The sequence below is a fragment of the Nonomuraea sp. NPDC059007 genome, from assembly GCF_042740555.1.
Classification (GTDB): Bacteria; Actinomycetota; Actinomycetes; order Streptosporangiales; family Streptosporangiaceae; genus Nonomuraea.
On sequence record NZ_JBHYJD010000009.1, the window covers coordinates 35,256 to 51,068 of the forward strand.

At 70.1% G+C, this 15,813-nt stretch carries 13 protein-coding genes; 9 read left to right on the forward strand and 4 right to left on the reverse strand.

The features are described 5' to 3' along the window. The first annotated feature begins 5 nt into the window (after positions 1-5). Both ACFWY5_RS16585 and ACFWY5_RS16590 read left to right on the forward strand, forming a co-directional pair. Positions 6-668, forward strand: a complete 663-nt coding sequence (locus ACFWY5_RS16585; RefSeq protein ID WP_379622096.1) for a response regulator transcription factor — start codon at positions 6-8, stop codon at positions 666-668. After that, the gene (locus ACFWY5_RS16590; protein WP_379632710.1) at positions 665-1,834 is read left to right on the forward strand and encodes a sensor histidine kinase; all 1,170 of its coding nucleotides are present in this window, start codon (positions 665-667) and stop codon (positions 1,832-1,834) included. The genes ACFWY5_RS16585 and ACFWY5_RS16590 overlap by 4 nt, the downstream gene beginning before the upstream one ends. On the opposite strand, the gene ACFWY5_RS16595 is transcribed toward ACFWY5_RS16590, so the two are convergent. Together ACFWY5_RS16595 and ACFWY5_RS16600 are read right to left on the reverse strand one after the other, a co-directional pair. After that, the gene (locus ACFWY5_RS16595; protein WP_379632712.1) at positions 1,831-2,268 is read right to left on the reverse strand and encodes a hypothetical protein; all 438 of its coding nucleotides are present in this window, start codon (positions 2,266-2,268) and stop codon (positions 1,831-1,833) included. The two genes, ACFWY5_RS16590 and ACFWY5_RS16595, sit on opposite strands and share 4 nt — an antisense overlap. A gap of 13 nt (positions 2,269-2,281) precedes the next feature. Beyond that, positions 2,282-3,607, reverse strand: a complete 1,326-nt coding sequence (locus ACFWY5_RS16600; RefSeq protein ID WP_379622102.1) for a cytochrome bc complex cytochrome b subunit — start codon at positions 3,605-3,607, stop codon at positions 2,282-2,284. A 230-nt stretch (positions 3,608-3,837) separates the two neighbouring features. On the opposite strand from ACFWY5_RS16600, the gene ppdK reads away from it, so the two are divergent. The 3 genes from ppdK (at position 3,838) to ACFWY5_RS16615 (ending at position 8,998) form a co-directional block, all read left to right on the forward strand. Next, positions 3,838-6,471 (forward strand): pyruvate, phosphate dikinase, encoded by a 2,634-nt coding sequence (ppdK, locus tag ACFWY5_RS16605; RefSeq protein WP_379632714.1) that lies wholly within the window; start codon positions 3,838-3,840, stop codon positions 6,469-6,471. A 118-nt stretch (positions 6,472-6,589) separates the two neighbouring features. Further along, positions 6,590-7,807, forward strand: coding sequence for a deoxyguanosinetriphosphate triphosphohydrolase (locus tag ACFWY5_RS16610; RefSeq protein ID WP_379622106.1), 1,218 nt, complete (start codon positions 6,590-6,592; stop codon positions 7,805-7,807). 27 nt (positions 7,808-7,834) lie between these two features. Further along, positions 7,835-8,998: an NAD(P)/FAD-dependent oxidoreductase gene (locus ACFWY5_RS16615; RefSeq protein ID WP_379622108.1), complete on the forward strand. Its 1,164-nt coding sequence runs from the start codon at positions 7,835-7,837 to the stop codon at positions 8,996-8,998. Here the strand turns inward: ACFWY5_RS16615 and ACFWY5_RS16620 are convergent. After that, positions 8,958-9,815, reverse strand: coding sequence for a M23 family metallopeptidase (locus tag ACFWY5_RS16620; RefSeq protein WP_379622122.1), 858 nt, complete (start codon positions 9,813-9,815; stop codon positions 8,958-8,960). The two genes, ACFWY5_RS16615 and ACFWY5_RS16620, sit on opposite strands and share 41 nt — an antisense overlap. Before the next feature lie 238 nt (positions 9,816-10,053). Between ACFWY5_RS16620 and ACFWY5_RS16625 the strand changes: the two genes are divergently transcribed. Together ACFWY5_RS16625 and dnaG are read left to right on the forward strand one after the other, a co-directional pair. After that, positions 10,054-10,650 (forward strand): GNAT family N-acetyltransferase, encoded by a 597-nt coding sequence (locus ACFWY5_RS16625; RefSeq protein ID WP_379632717.1) that lies wholly within the window; start codon positions 10,054-10,056, stop codon positions 10,648-10,650. A 10-nt stretch (positions 10,651-10,660) separates the two neighbouring features. Beyond that, positions 10,661-12,502, forward strand: a complete 1,842-nt coding sequence (gene dnaG / locus ACFWY5_RS16630) for a DNA primase (RefSeq protein WP_379622112.1) — start codon at positions 10,661-10,663, stop codon at positions 12,500-12,502. 17 nt (positions 12,503-12,519) lie between these two features. On the opposite strand, the gene ACFWY5_RS16635 is transcribed toward dnaG, so the two are convergent. Next, entirely contained in the window at positions 12,520-13,518 is a 999-nt protein-coding gene (locus ACFWY5_RS16635; RefSeq protein WP_379632719.1) for a helix-turn-helix transcriptional regulator, read from the reverse strand. A 56-nt stretch (positions 13,519-13,574) separates the two neighbouring features. Between ACFWY5_RS16635 and ACFWY5_RS16640 the strand changes: the two genes are divergently transcribed. Next, complete coding sequence (locus ACFWY5_RS16640) at positions 13,575-14,441, forward strand: SDR family oxidoreductase (RefSeq protein WP_379632721.1); 867 nt, start codon at positions 13,575-13,577, stop codon at positions 14,439-14,441. Between the two features lie 258 nt (positions 14,442-14,699). Beyond that, on the forward strand, positions 14,700-15,803 hold the full coding sequence (gene rpoD / locus ACFWY5_RS16645) for an RNA polymerase sigma factor RpoD (protein WP_312896804.1): 1,104 nt from the start codon (positions 14,700-14,702) through the stop codon (positions 15,801-15,803). Positions 15,804-15,813 lie beyond the last annotated feature (10 nt).

The window sequence follows — 15,813 nt, forward strand, 5'->3', positions numbered from 1 at the left end:
GAAATATGCGCCTGTTGGTCGTCGAAGACGAAGAGGACCTGGTCGACGCGCTGCGCGTCGGCCTGGCCCGCGCCGGATATGCCGTGGACGTGGCTCTGGACGCGCCAGTCGCCCATGAGAAACTCCAGGTGAACACGTACGACCTGGTGCTGCTCGACCTGAACCTGCCCGGCGGCGACGGCTTCCAGGTCTGCAGGGAGATCCGGGCGGCGGGCAAGGGCGTGCGCGTCATCATGGTGACCGCCCGCGACCGGCTCGACGACCGGGTCCGCGGGCTCGACGAAGGCGCCGACGACTACCTCGTCAAACCCTTCGCCTTCCCCGAACTGCTGGCCAGGGTGCGCGCGCTCCTGCGCAGAGACACCGGCGGCACCTCCGTCCTGGAAGTCGGACAGCTGCGGATCGACACAGCCAGGATGGAGGTGTCGCTGGGCGGCCGCGCGCTCGCGCTCACCCCCAAGGAGTACGGCGTGCTCCACTACCTCATGACCCGGCCGGGGCACGTCGTGTCCTCGGAGGAACTGCTGGAGCACGTCTGGGACGAGCACGCCGACCCGTTCACCAACACCGTCCGGGTGACGGTCGGCAACCTGCGGCGCAAGCTCCAGGAGGACGGCCTCATCGAGACCGTCATCAGCAGGGGCTACCGGCTGAAGGAGCCGGCATGATCCACACGATCCGGTTCCGGCTGACGGTGCTGTACTCGGGGCTGCTGTTCGTGCTGGCCGCCCTGGTGCTTGGCGGCATCTACTGGGGCCTCTCCAAGACCACCGACCAGCGCCCCTACACCACCGAGTACGCCAAGGCCTACCGGGGCGGCGAGTACGTGGGCAAGGAGGAGGTCGTGTTCGTGGAGGAGGTCGAGAACGCGATCAACGTCAGGACCCTGGCCACGCTGCGCGACTACTCGCTGGTGACGCTGGGCGCGTTGTTCCTGGCCAGCCTCGGCATCGGCTGGGTACTGTCCGGCCGCGTGCTGCGCCCGGTGCGGGCCATCACGCGCACGACCGAGGAGATCCAGGCCACCGACCTGACCCGGCGCATCCGGCTGAACGGCCCGCGCGACGAGCTGCGCGACCTGGCCGACACCGTCGACACCATGCTGGACCGCCTGGAGTCCGCCTTCAGCGCCCAGCGCAGGCTCATCGACGACGCCTCGCACGAGCTGCGCAGCCCGCTCACGATCATCCGGGCCAACGTGGACGCCGTCCTCGCCACCCCCGACGCCAGCGACGAGGAGCGCACCCGCGCGGTCGCCGTCGTCGACCGCGCCACGACCCGCATGACCCGCCTGGTCGAGGACCTGCTGGCCAGCGCCAGACGCCAGGGCGCCGCCTTCGCCGACGCCGACCTCGACCTGGGCCGCGTCGTGCAGGAGGCCAGCGAGGAGTACGCCGCGCTGGCCGCCGCCCGCGGCCTCACGCTGACCCGGCGGCTGGAACAGGACCTCGCGATGAGCGGCGACCACGACGCGCTGCGCCGCGCCGTGGCCAACCTCCTGTCCAACGCGGTACGGCTCTCGCCCCCCGACGGCCGCGTCCGGGTGGCGGCGGGCCGGGAGGACGGCTGGCTCTGGACCGCGGTCGCCGACGACGGCCCCGGCCTGGCGGAGGAGGACCAGCCGAGGGTCTTCGACCGGTTCTGGCGGGGCGAGAGCAGCCGCCGCGACCGGCACACGGGCCTGGGCCTGGCCATCGTCCGGCAGATCGTGGAGTCGCACGGGGGCAGGGTCGCGGTCTTCTCCCGGCTCGGCGCCGGGGCGACGTTCGTGCTGTGGTTGCCGCCGCTGGACGGCACGGGCACCGCGGTCCCCGCCGGGAACCCGTTCCCCTAGCCGAGCACGTGCCCGGTGAGCTTGACGCCCTCCTCGACCGACAGGGCGACGCAGTAGGCGGTCCGGTGCTTCGGCCAGGTCGCCTGCACCGGGGCGAAGGCGGTCCAGGTCACCGTGTCACGGAGCGCCTTCTTGATCCTGACCTTCTCCTCACAGCCCTTCGTGGAGTGTTCGATCACCTTGTCGTCGCCCGGCCACGGCTCATCGGGCAGGACCCAGATCCCGGCGAACTCGTAGACGTGCGCCTTCTCGCAACCCACCAGCGTCGCGAAGCCGTCGGGGGAGATGTCGTCGAAGCAGTCACCGGGGCGCAGATCGGTGGCGTGGTAGGTCTCCGGGGTGGCAGATGGCGCCGCCGAGGGTGCGGCCGCCCCGGAGGAGGCGGAGCAGGAGGTGGCCGCCAGCAGCGCCGCGGCGGCTAACAGGGATCGCACGCAGGGCAGCGTGTCATTCGGAGATCACATCGCGATATCGCCTCTTGCACAGCCACAACGTGAGCGCGTACGCCACTCCGGGCAGGACGATGAGGGCGGCGCGCAAGCCGTTCAGGATGGCCGGATAGACCTCGGCGGGGACGGCGAGCAGGGGCAGGCCGGCGGTGAGGTCGGTGGTGAACCAGGTCGCCGACCAGATGACGGTGAAGAAGACGACGACCGCGACACCCAGCGCGGTCCGTACGGGCGCGGCGGCGGGACGTTGCACGACCTGGTGGTAGGCGCGGTCGCCGGTGAAGCGGCGCTCGATGAACGGCCAGAACAGCAGGGCCGTGAAGAAGCCGCCGAGGACGAGCATGGGGATCCAGAGCCCGGCGGCGAAGGTGAAGCCCGCGATCGTGAACTCCCACGGCGGCAGCAGGCGCAGCATGCCTTCCAGCACGCCGTAGTACCAGAACGGCTGCGCCGACGGCGGCGCGGCGCCGGCCCGATAGGCCTGCGCGGCGGTCCAGACGGGGTTGACGATGACGAACGTGGCCAGCGCGGTGATGACCGTGAACGTGCCCAGCGAGGTGATGCCCTGCTTGAGGGAGAAGGCGGGGAAGAACGGCACCCCGGTGACCTTGCGGCCCTCGCCGTGGTGCTCGGTGTGCTTCTGCCGCCAGGTCAGCACCAGCGCGTGCAGCGGCACCAGCGCCAGCAGGAGGCCGGGCACCAGCAGGACGTGGGCGACGAACGCGCGCGGGATCACCTGACCGGGGAAGGGGCCGTCGAAGACGAAGGACGACAAGTACGTGCCGACCAGCGGGATCGACAGCAGCAGGCCCTGGGTCTCGCGCAGCCCGGACATCCCGAGCTGGTTGGCCGGCAGCGTCACCCCGAGGAACGCCTCGAACAGCGCCAGCCCGAACAGCAGCGCCCCCAGCACCCACGTCAGCTCACGCGGCTTCCTGAACGCCCCGGTGAAGAAGACGCGGAACATGTGGGCCACGATCGCCAGCACGAAGATCGTCGCCGACCAGTGGTGCATCTGGCGGATGAGCAGCCCACCGCGCACGTCCACGGTGAGCTCGCGCACCGACTCGAACGCCGCGCCCGCCTCCGGCTTGTAGAAGAACGTGAGGAACGTGCCGGTCAGCACGAGCAGGACGAAGGAGTAGAGCGCGAACTCGCCCAGCAGGAACGACCAATGGGTGGGGAAGAGTTTGCGCAGGTTGGGTGCCAGCCAGCGGCCGGTGCCGAGCCGGTCGTCGAGGTAGCGGGCGCTGCCGGCCGCGGCCCGCGCCGATCCGGCGGTCAGGCGCGCGCGGCGTGTCGGCTTGGTGGTGGGGGTGGCCATCGGCGCCTCCCGGTCAGGGGGTGTCCCTCATTCTCCTCCTGCCCCACATCTTTCTCAAGAATTGGTTTAAACCAATTGGTATAAACCAATTTCCGGGAGACTAGAGTTTTAATTGGATTAGACCTCATGAAGGCCATTGACCTGGGGAAACAGTGACTTAACCGACGTGTGCAGTTTCATCATCTTTTTCGCCGGTACAGTCCAGGGCAGAGGCGTTGATTGGAGCTGTGGTGGCCAAGTTCGTTTACGATTTCACCGAGGGCAACAGGGATCTCAAGGACCTGCTCGGCGGCAAGGGAGCCAACCTCGCCGAGATGACCAACCTCGGGCTGCCGGTTCCCCCCGGGTTCACGATCACCAGCGAGGCGTGCCGCCACTACCTGGCGGAAGGCTCCGTCCCCGAGGGACTGGAGCGGGAGATCGCCGACCACCTGAGCGCGCTCGAGAGCGCCATGGGCAAGAAGCTCGGCCAGGCCGACGACCCGCTGCTCGTCAGCGTGCGCTCGGGCGCCAAGTTCTCCATGCCCGGCATGATGGAGACCGTCCTCAACATCGGGCTCAACGACGAATCCGTCCACGGCCTGGCCAAGCAGGCGGGCGGCAACGACCGCTTCGCCTGGGACTCCTACCGCAGGCTCATCCAGATGTTCGGCAAGACCGTCCAGGGCATCGACGGCGAGCTGTTCGAGCACGCGCTGGAGGAGCTCAAGAACGGACGCCAGGACACCGACCTCACCGCGCAGGAGCTCCAGGGGCTCGTCGAGACCTACAAGGGCGTCGTGCGCGAGCAGACCGGCAAGGACTTCCCCGCCGACCCCCGCGAGCAGATGCGCCTGGCCGTCATGGCCGTCTTCGACTCGTGGAACGCGCCCCGCGCCATCCTCTACCGCCGCCAGGAACGTATCCCCGCCGACCTCGGCACCGCGGTGAACATCGTCGCCATGGTCTTCGGCAACCTCGGCGACGACTCCGGCACCGGCGTCGCCTTCACCCGCGACCCCGGCTCCGGCCGCCAGGGCATCTACGGCGACTACCTCCAGAACGCCCAGGGCGAGGACGTCGTCGCCGGCATCCGCAACACCGTCCCCCTGCAAGATCTGGAGCGCATCGACAAGCGCTCCTACGACGAGCTCCTGTCGATCATGGAGACGCTGGAGACCCACTACCGCGACCTGTGCGACATCGAGTTCACGATCGAGCGCGGCAAGCTGTGGATGCTGCAGACCCGGGTCGGCAAGCGTACGGCGGCCGCCGCCTTCCGCATCGCCGTCCAGCTCGTCGACCAGGGCCTCATCACGCTCGACGAGGCCGTCACCCGGGTGAGCGGCGACCAGCTCGCGCAGCTGATGTTCCCCCGCTTCTCCAAGGAGGGCGACCTCAAGAAGATCACCAAGGGCATGAACGCCTCGCCCGGCGCCGCCGTCGGCAAGGTCGTCTTCACCTCCGAGCGCGCGGTCGAGCTGGCCGGCCAGGGCGAGGACGTGATCCTCGTCCGCCGCGAGACCAACCCCGACGACCTGTCCGGGATGATCGCCGCCCGCGGCGTGCTCACCTCGCGCGGCGGCAAGACCTCCCACGCCGCCGTGGTCGCCCGTGGCATGGGCAAGACCTGCGTCTGCGGCGCGGAGGAGCTGGAGGTCTCGGCCTCGCAGAAGCGCTTCACCGCCCCGGGCGGCATCGAGGTGCGCGAGGGTGACGTCATCTCGATCGACGGCAGCACCGGGGAGGTGTTCCTCGGCGAGGTGCCGGTCGTGGACTCGGTGGTCGTGGAGTACTTCGAGGGCGCACAACCCGACGACGAACTGGTGAAGGCGGTGGACCGGATCATGGCGCACGCCGACTCGGTACGCCGGCTCGGGGTGCGGGCCAACGCCGACAACCCCGAGGACTCGGCCAGGGCGCGGCGCTTCGGGGCCCAGGGGATCGGGCTGTGCCGTACCGAGCACATGTTTCTGGGCGAGCGCCGCCAGCTCGTCGAGGACCTCGTCCTGGCCACCTCCAAGCAGGAACGGCAGGCGGCGCTGGACGCGCTGGAGCCACACCAGAAATCCGACTTCATCGGCATTTTTCGGGCTATGGAGGGTCTTCCTGTCACGATTCGCCTCATCGACCCGCCCCTGCACGAGTTCCTGCCCGACCTCGTCGCCCTCTCGGTCAAGGCCGCCACGGGCGAGGCCACGGACAAGGACCGCGCGCTGCTGGCCGCCGTCAAGAGACTGCACGAGCAGAACCCCATGCTGGGCCTGCGAGGGGTACGGCTCGGCCTGGTCATCCCCGGCCTGTTCGCCATGCAGGTCCGGGCCATCGCCGAAGCCGCCCGCGAGGTGCCGGGCGCCCGCCCGGAGATCATGATCCCGCTCGTGGCCGCCGTCCAGGAACTGGAGGCGGTCCGCGAGGAAGCCGTCAAGATCCTCCAGGCGACCGGCGTGGACGCCCTCGTCGGCACCATGATCGAGACCCCGCGCGCCGCGCTCACCGCCGGGCAGGTCGCCGAGGCCGCCGAATTCTTCTCCTTCGGAACCAACGACCTCACCCAGATGACCTGGGGCTTCTCCCGCGACGACGTCGAAGCCGCCTTCTTCTCCCGCTACCTGGAGCTCGGCATCTTCGGCGTCTCCCCGTTCGAGACCCTCGACCGCGACGGCGTCGGCCGCCTGGTCCGCATCGCCGTCGAGGAGGGCAGGGCCACCCGGCCCGACCTCAAGCTCGGCATCTGCGGCGAACACGGCGGCGACCCCGAGTCGGTCCACTTCTGCCACGAGGCCGGGCTCGACTACGTCTCCTGCTCGCCCTTCCGCATCCCGGTCGCCCGCCTGGAGGCCGGCCGGGCCGTACTGACGCGGAACGACTCCGACACCCGCTGACGGCAATGGCGCCAGGCCGGGCGGCCTGGCGCTTCATCCACGCGTAGGGAGGTGGTCACCGGGGCAGTACTCCCAGCACAGGAGGGGTTGGGTGGACAGGAGTAGACTCACCGTTCTTATGTCCCGCTATGACCAGCATGATCAGGAACGCTGGGTGCCGGAACCACCCGGCAACCCCGAGCGCAGCCCGTTCGGGCGGGACCGGGCCCGCGTGCTCCACAGCGCCGCCCTCCGCCGCCTCGCCGCCAAGACCCAGGTCGTCGGGCCCGGTGAGACCCTGGGCGTCGGCCAGCACATCCCGCGTACCCGGCTGACGCATTCGCTGGAGTGCGCCCAGGTCGGCAGGGAGATGGGCGCCACCCTGGGCGTCGACCCCGACCTCGTGGAGACCGCCTGCCTCGCGCACGACCTCGGGCATCCGCCGTTCGGGCACAACGGCGAGGTCGCGCTCAACGCGCTCGCCCCCTCGTGCGGCGGCTTCGAGGGCAACGCCCAGAGCCTGCGCCTGCTCACCCGCCTGGAGGCCAAGGTCCTCACGGAGACGGGCGAGAGCGCCGGGCTCAACCTGACCAGGGCCGCGCTCGACGCCTCCATCAAGTACCCCTGGACCTGCGACAAGTCCCCCAAGTTCGGCGTCTACCAGGACGACCTGCCGGTCTTCGCGTGGATCCGCGACGGCGCCCCGGAAGGCCGGGTCAGCTTCGAGGCGCAGATCATGGACTGGGCCGACGACGTCGCGTACTCCGTCCACGACCTCGAAGACGCGCTGCACGCCGGGTACGTCACCCCGGAGGCCCTCCAGTCGGCGGAGGAGCGCCGTCAGGTCTGCGAGGTCACCCGCCTCTGGTACGCCCGCGACGCCGACCCCGGCCGGCTCGAAGAGGTCTTCGCCAAGCTCATCGCCGACCCGCTCTGGCCCCGCACGTTCGCCGCCACCCTGGCCGACCTGGCCGGCCTCAAAGCCCTCACCAGCGGCCTCATCGGACGCTTCTGCCGCTCCGCGCAGAGCGCCACCATCGGCGCGTACGGCCCGCGCCACCGCGCCGACCTCGTCGTGCCCGACGACACCCGGCTCGAATGCGCGCTGCTCAAAGGCGTCACCGCCCACTACGTGATGACCCGCGACGACCACCACGCCAACCAGGCCAGACAGCGCGAGCTCATCACCGAACTGGCCTCCCTCATCACGCTCGGCGCGCCCCGCACGCTCGAACCCGCCTTCCGCCCCGACTACCTCAAGGCCGAGGACGACGCCGGGCGCGTTCGTGTCGTCATCGACCAGATCGCCTCTCTCACCGACACTTCAGCCGTCGCCTGGCACCGGCGACTTTCCTGACGACCTGCGGGGGCGGATACTGCCCCCATGGCCACATTTGTGATCGTCGGTGCCGGGCTTGCTGGGGCCAAGGCGGCGCAGACGCTGCGCGAAGAGGGCTTCGACGGCGAGATCGTCCTCATCGGCGCGGAAACGGAACGGCCCTACGAGCGCCCGCCCCTGTCCAAGGGCTATCTGCAGGGCAAGAGCGAGAGAGAAAAGATCTTCGTCCATGCCACCGGCTGGTACGCGGAGCACGATATCGACCTGCGCCTCGGCCTCCGGGCGACCCGGCTGGACCTCGGCAGCCGCACCGTCAGGCTGTCGGACGGGTCGCGGCAGCCGTACCAGAAGCTGCTCATCGCGACCGGATCCAGCCCGCGGCGGCTGCCGGGACCCGCACGCTACCTGCGCACCGTGCAGGACAGCGAGGCGCTCAAGGAGCGCTTCGCCCGCGGCGGACGGGTGCTCGTCGTCGGCGCCGGCTGGATCGGCCTGGAGACCACGGCCGCGGCCCGCGCGGCCGGCTGCCAGGTGACGATCGTCGAGCCCGAGCCCACGCCGCTGCACCGCGTGCTCGGGCCGGAACTCGGCGAGGTCTTCGCGGACGTGCACCGCCGCAACGGCGTCGACCTGCGCCTCGGCACGCCCGTCGCGGAGATCACGCAGACGGGGGTACGGCTCAGCAGCGGCGAACGGCTCGAAGCCGACCTCGTCCTCGTCGGCATCGGAGCCACGCCCGACACCGGCCTGGCCGTGGACGCCGGGCTCGACGTCGCCGACGGCATCCTGACCGACGCCGCGCTGCGCACCTCCGACCCCGACGTGTACGCCGCCGGCGACGTGGCGGAGTCCTTCAACCCGCTGTACGGCCGCAGGCTGCGCGTCGAACACTGGGCCAACGCCCTGAACGGCGGCCCGGCCGCGGCGCGCTCCATGCTCGGGCAGGACGTGGTGTACGACCGCGTGCCGTACTTCTTCAGCGACCAGTTCGAGATCGGGATGGAGTTCTCCGGCGACATCCAGGGCTACGACGAGGTCGTCTTCCGCGGCGACGTCGGCGAACTGGAGTTCATCGCCTACTGGCTGCGCGACGGCCGGGTCGTCGCCGGGATGAACGTCAACGTGTGGGACGTCGTCGGCGACATCCAGGACCTCATCAGGTCGGGGGTCAAGGTCGACTCGCAGGAGTTGTCGTCGGGTCACCGATGACGACCGGCGGCTCCTCGTCCTTCGGCTTCTTCGTGTCGGTGGTCGACTGCGGCGCCTTCTTCGACTTGCACTGCACCTGGCAGGGCGGCGTCTCGCCCAGCTTCTTGCGCAGGTCGAAGGCGGCGTCGCGGGGGGAGTAGGTCTTGTTGCCCTCGGCCCAGGCGTCCAGGTACGTCCAGGGTTCGACCATGCCGCGGCGTACCCACCAGTAGGCGGGGCCGGTCTTCCAGGAGATGGCGAAGTACAGGTTCGCGCCGGTGTCGCGGGCGTTGCCCGACTTGCCGACCTGGCCGAGGACCTGGCCCGCCTTGACCTTGGTGCCCGGGGCGAGGCCCTCGGTGACGCTGTCGAGATGGCCGCCCAGGTAGCGGACGCCGTCGTCGCCGATGAGCGTGACGAACCTGCCCTCGCGGTCGGCGCCCTTGTCGGTGGAGGGGCGCCAGCGGTTCTTGGTGTTGACCTCGTCGATCGTCCCGCCGATGGGGGCGACGAACGAGCACCCCTGTGCGGCCCAGATCGTGGTCTTGGGAAGGACGAGGAGTTGCCGCTGGTACGTGGTCCGGCAGCCCTTCACGGGGAAGACGTACTCGTACTTGGACATCTTCGGCGGCGGCACCTTGACGGGGTCATCGCCCTGGGGCCGTGCCTGCGGCTCCTTGGGCGGGATGGTGCCGGTGACCTGTGGGGTGGCGGAAGGGGCGACGGTGGTGGGCGCGCTGGCGCTGACCCCGGCGACACCGGCACCCTGCGCACAACCCGCGCTGACCAGCAATGCCCCCGCAGCGGCGGCACAACGCCCCAAAAGCCCCGATCGCATGATCTCCACCCGTGTCACCGTATCCAACGACAACCGTTCCCTTTGTAGCCGACCGGGAGCTCCCGCATCACCTGTTTGCCCGAAAGGGCTTGGGGCTGCGCCTATCGCTGGGGCCACGCTTCGCGCGGATCCGGACTGTGTCTCCCAGGATGCACCCGGACCCCCACCATACGGGCGAGCCGCCCGCTCCGCTCACCCCCGGTTGGATGATGGCCAGGTGCCCCCGAAGGTAAGTCCGGTGATCTCGCCCGGTGAGCTGACCGCCCACGCCCCTCAGCCCGTCCTGGCCGCGGCCGGCGGAATCCTGCTGCGCCCCTGGGAACCGGCCGACGCCCCGATGATCGTCGATGCCTTCAGGGATCCGGCGACCCGCCACTGGCACGCGCGTACCGTCGAGTCGGTCGCCGAGGCCGAGCGGCTCATCGAGGGGTACGCGGACGGCTGGCGGCAGGAGGCGAGCGCGACGTGGGCGGCGGTGAGCGAGGCCGGGGAGGTTCTGGGCCGGGTGGCGCTCCGGGGCATCGACCTGGCCGGTGGCGAAGCGGAGGTGGCGTACTGGATGCGGGCCGCGGCGCGGGGGAGGGGCGTCGCGACGGCGGGCGTGCGGGCGGTCGGCGGATGGGCGTTCGGGGCGGGGCTGCACCGGCTGGTCATCGAGCACTCGACCGGCAACGAAGCGTCGTGCCGGGTGGCGGAAAAGGCCGGATTCCTCCTGGAAGGCGTCAAAAGGAGCGCGCACCTGTACGCCGACGGCTGGCACGACGTGCACCTCCATGCCCTGATCAATGAAGCCCGTCGCGCATGCGGCGGCGATTGTGTTGGTGGGTCGCAATAGACTCAGCCGCGTGGCTGGCCGGATCCGTGATGTCGACATCGCACTCGTTCGTGAGCGTTCCCCCATCGCCGAGGTGATCGGCGAGCACATCCAGTTGCGCAACGCCGGCGGAGGCAACCTCAAAGGCCTGTGCCCCTTCCATGACGAGAAGAGCCCGTCCTTCAACGTCACCCCCGAGCGCGGCATGTATTACTGCTTCGGCTGCTCCGAAGGTGGCGATGTCATCACCTTCGTGGAGAAGACCGAGCACCTGCCGTTCAGCGAGGCGGTGGAGCGGCTGGCCGCGCGGGCGGGCATCACGCTCCAGTACGAGCAGGGCGGCTATGTGCCCAAGCGCGATCACGGGGAGCGGGCCCGGCTGATCGAGGCGCACAAGGCGGCGGCGGAGTTCTACCGCGACCGGCTGCTGTCGCCGGACGCGGCTCCGGGCCGGAAGTTCCTGTCGGAGCGGGGGTTCGAGCGGGCCGACGCCGAGCTCTTCGGCGTGGGGTACGCGCCCAACGAATGGGAGGCGCTGACCCGCCACCTGTTGGGGCGGGGCTTCACGGCGGAGGAGATCGTCAAGGGCGGGCTGGCCAAGGAGGGGCGGCGGGGGCCCATCGACCGGTTCCGCGGCCGGTTGATCTGGCCCATTCGCGATGCCACGGGCGATGTCATCGGGTTCGGGGCACGCAAGCTGATCGAGGCCGACGACGGCCCCAAGTACCTCAACACCCCTGATTCCCCGCTCTACAAGAAGTCCCAGGTGCTCTACGGCATCGACCTGTCCAAGAAGGAGATCTCCAAGCGCTCGCAGGCCGTCATCGTCGAGGGCTACACCGACGTGATGGCCTGCCACCTCGCCGGCGTGCCCACGGCCGTGGCCACCTGCGGGACCGCGTTCGGCGAGGAGCACATCAAGGTCCTGCGGCGCTTCCTGCTCGACCAGTCGGCCGCCACCGGTGAGGTGATCTTCACCTTCGACGGTGACGCGGCGGGCCAGAAGGCGGCGCTGCGGGCGTTCGCCGACGAGCAGAAGTTCGTGACCCAGACCTACGTGGCCATCCAGCCCGACGGGCTCGACCCCTGCGATCTGCGGATCAAGCAGGGCGACGCGGCGGTTCGCGATCTGATCGCCAGCCGCGAACCGCTCTTCCAGTTCGCGATCCGCTCCACCATCGCCCGCTACGACCTGCGCAGCAACGAGGGCAAGATCGCGGCGCTGGACGCGGCGGCGCCGATCGTGGCCGGGATCAAGGACGTCGGCCTGCGCAAGCGCTACGCGATCGACCTCGACCGGTGGCTCGGGTTCATGGACGAGCGCTTCGTCATGCAGCGCATCGCCGAGGTCGGCGGCGCGCAGCAGGGGCGTCCGCAGCGGGCGCGGCGGGAGGCGCCGATCGACCCCAACGTGCGGGTCGAGGGTGAGCTGCTCAAGCTGGCCATCCAGCGTCCCGCGCTGCTCGGGCCGCGCTTCGACGCGCTCGACCCGGCGGCGTTCACCGGGGCCGACCACGTGCTGCTCCACGGCGTGATCGTCGCGGCGGGCGGCGTGGCGGCGGCCGGGTTCGGCGGGCGCGAGTGGGTCGACCGCCTGCTGGAGCACGCGCCCGACGAGGCCGCGCGCGGGCTGGTGACGCGCTTCGCCGTCGAGGTCATCCGGGCCGAGGCACACGTCGAGGAGAGGTACGGCGCGGCGATGCTGGCCGCCATCGAAGCGGTCGCGGTCGACCGGGCCATCGCCCAGGTCAAGGCGAGGATCCAGCGGCTCAACCCGGTGGAGGAGCAGCAGGAGTACAACCGGATGTTCGGCGAACTGGTCGCCCTCGAACAACAACGCCGCGTCCTGCGCGACCGCGCCGCCGGCAGCTGACCCGCGGGCGAGCGGCGTCAGCCTGACCGTCCGTCCGTCCGGCTGACGCCGCGGGCCAGGCGGGCCGCCGTCTCCCCGAGGTACGCGCGGAACTCGGGCGGCTTCACCACCTCGAAGTCGGCGGCCAGCGCGGTCAGGATGAGCACCGGCCAGTCGAACTCGTCCACGCGCAGCACGAGGCGGCAGCTCCCGTCGTCGACGGGTTCCACGACGCCGCCCGTCGCCGCGACCACGCGCCGGGCGTGCTCCAGCGAGGTCTGGACGATCACCACGATCTCCCAGGCGGTGGACTGCGAGGTGAAGCGGTCGCGCACGAACGCGGCCGGATCGCCGCCCGGCACCTCCCTGGGGCGGAACGGCACGTCGGTGGTGGCCGGGTCCCGCATCCGGTCCACCCGGAAGGTCCGCCAGTCGTGCCGGTCGAGGTCCCAGGCCAGCAGGTACCACCGGTGCCGCACGGACACCAGCCGATGCGGCTCCACCTGCCGCTTGCCCTCCGCACCTGGTTCCGGACGGGATGCCGGATCAGGGGCATCGTAGGTGAAGTGGAGGCGTTCGGTGTCGCGGCAGGACTGGGCGAGGGTGGTGAGGGTGGCGGGGTCGGTCCGGGGCCCCGTCGAGGTGAACGGGCGGACCGTGTAGCGGGCCAGGGCGTCGACCCGGCGCCGCAACCTGGGCGGCATGACCTGGACGATTTTGGCGAGGGCCTGGACGGACGCCTCCTCCGCGCCCACGACCGCGCCGTCCGCGGCCGCCTGGAGGCCGACCGCGATGGCCACCGCCTCGTCGTCGTCCAGGAGGAGGGGTGGCATGGCCGTACCGGATCGGAGCTGGTAGCCGCCGTCGACGCCGCGGGCGGCGTCGACCGGGTAGCCGAGCTCGCGCAGGCGGTCGATGTCGCGGCGCAGCGTGCGTTCGCTGACGCCGAGGCGGGCGGCGAGGTCGGTGCCGGGCCAGTGGCGGTGTGTCTGCAGGAGGGACAGCAGGCGCAGCATCCGGCCGCTCGTGTTCGCCATGACCGGAAGCATATTGCGGACGGAAAGTGGCCGGAATGAGTTCTAGCGTGGGTGGCATGACGGTTCTGGTGACGGGCGCCACGGGATTCGTGGGCCGCAACGTGGTGAAGCAGCTCCTGGACGAGGGAGTGCGGGTAAGGGCGACGACGCGCAGGCCCGAGGCGGCGCACGGGCTGCCGGACGGGGTCGAGGTGGCCGGGGCAGACCTGGAGCGGCCGGGGACGCTGGAAACGGCGCTGGCGGGGGTCGGGGCGCTGTACCTGTTCCCGGTCGAGGAGACCGCCGAGGAGGTGGTGGCGCTGGCCAAGGAGGCGGGCGTGCGGCGGATCGTCGATCTGTCGGCCGCCTCGGTCAGCGTCGGGCTGCATCACAACCCGGTCGAGACGGTCGTGGAGAGGTCGGGCCTGGAGTGGACGCACGTGCGGCCCGGCGGGTTCATGGCGAACATGCTGCAGCTCTGGGCGCCGTCGGTGCGGGCCGAGCGGGTGGTGCGCTATCCGTTCGCCGACGAGCCGATGAACCTCGTCCACGAGGCCGACATCGCCGCCGTCGCCGTACGGGCGCTGCTGGAGGACGGGCACCACGGCCGCGCGTACACGATCACCGGGCCCGCCTCGTGGACGGTCCGCGAGCAGGTCGCGGCCATCGGGGCGGCGCTCGGCGAGCCGGTGCGCTACGAGGAGGTCTCGCGCGAGCGGGCCAGGGAACTGCTCAAGGCGCAGGGCGGGTTCGCCGCCGCGTCGGCCGATCTCATGCTCGGCTTCGTCGACTACGACGGCGGCGCGGCCTCCGGCGAGGACGGCTACTCCGAGCAGGACTGGTCGGCGCTGGAGCGCCCGTGGCCCGATCTGGAGCAGGTGCTGGGCCGTCCCGGACGCACGTACGCCGATTGGGCCCGCGACCACATCGGGGATTTCCGGTGAATTCAGTGGATTGATTCCCGACGTCTCGGGCAGGGAAAGGCGGGCGCCCGGCACCCGGGCGCACCTAACCGGAGCGCGCAATTGACTTTACTTTCCTGATCAAACTCCGGCTAAACCTTAAACCGATCTCAATTTGGCAAGACCCTCAGCCTTACCTTCTGTGACAAAAATGGGTCTGCCATTTTATGGAACCAATACTGCAGACTGTGTCCCGTGGGTGCATCGGTACTGCCAGCAGGAGCGCCATCGGTCGACCAGGTGGCGGACCTCGTCGCGAAGGGAAGGGAGCGCGGCAGCGTAACCGTCGATGACGTCGCCGCCGCGCTCGACCGATCCGAGCTGCCGTCCGACGCGCTGGAACGCGTCGTGCGCATGCTCGCCGAGAACGGCGTGGAGGTCCTCGAGCCTCAGGGCGACGAGGAGACCACCCGCGCCGACGAGGAAGACGTAGGCAAACGCGCGCCGACCAGCGATCTTGTCCGCATCTACCTGCGCGAGATCGGCCGCGTGCCGCTGCTGACCGCTGAGGAGGAGGTGGAACTCGCCAAGTCGATCGAAGCCGGTCTGTTCGCCGAGGACAAGCTGGGCAACGGGGTCTCCCGCCTGGCCTTCCCCGAACTACGCGAGCTCGTCTGGCAGGGGACCAGGGCCAAGCAACGCCTCATCGAGGCCAACCTGCGACTCGTGGTGTCGATAGCCAAACGCTATGTGGGCCGCGGAATGCTCTTCCTGGACCTGATCCAGGAAGGCAATCTCGGCCTGATCCGCGCGGTCGAGAAGTTCGACTACACCAAGGGCTACAAGTTCTCCACGTACGCCACGTGGTGGATCCGGCAGGCGATCACTCGGGCGATTGCCGACCAGGCGCGCACCATTCGCATTCCGGTGCACATGGTGGAGACGATCAACAAACTCGTCCGGGTGCAGCGTCAGCTCCACCAGGACCTCGGGCGTGAGCCCATCCCCGAAGAGATCGCCAAGGAAATGGACCTGCCGGTCGATCGCGTGGTGGAGATCCAGCGCATCGCCCAGGAGCCGGTCTCGCTGCAGTCGCCGATCGGTGAGGAAGATTCCGACCTGGGCGACTTCATCGAGGACGCCGACGCGGTGGTCCCCATGGAAGCCGCCGCCTTCATCATGCTCCAGGACCAGCTCGACGACATCCTGGCGACCTTGTCGGATCGCGAGCAGCGCATCATCCAGTTGCGCTTCGGCCTCGCCGACGGTCATCCGCGCACGCTGGAGGAGGTCGGACGCGAGTTCGGCGTCACCCGCGAGCGCATCCGGCAGATCGAGTCCAAGACCCTGGCCAAGCTGCGCCACCCCACCCGCGCGCAGATGCTCAGGGACTACCTGGACTGAGTTCACCGAC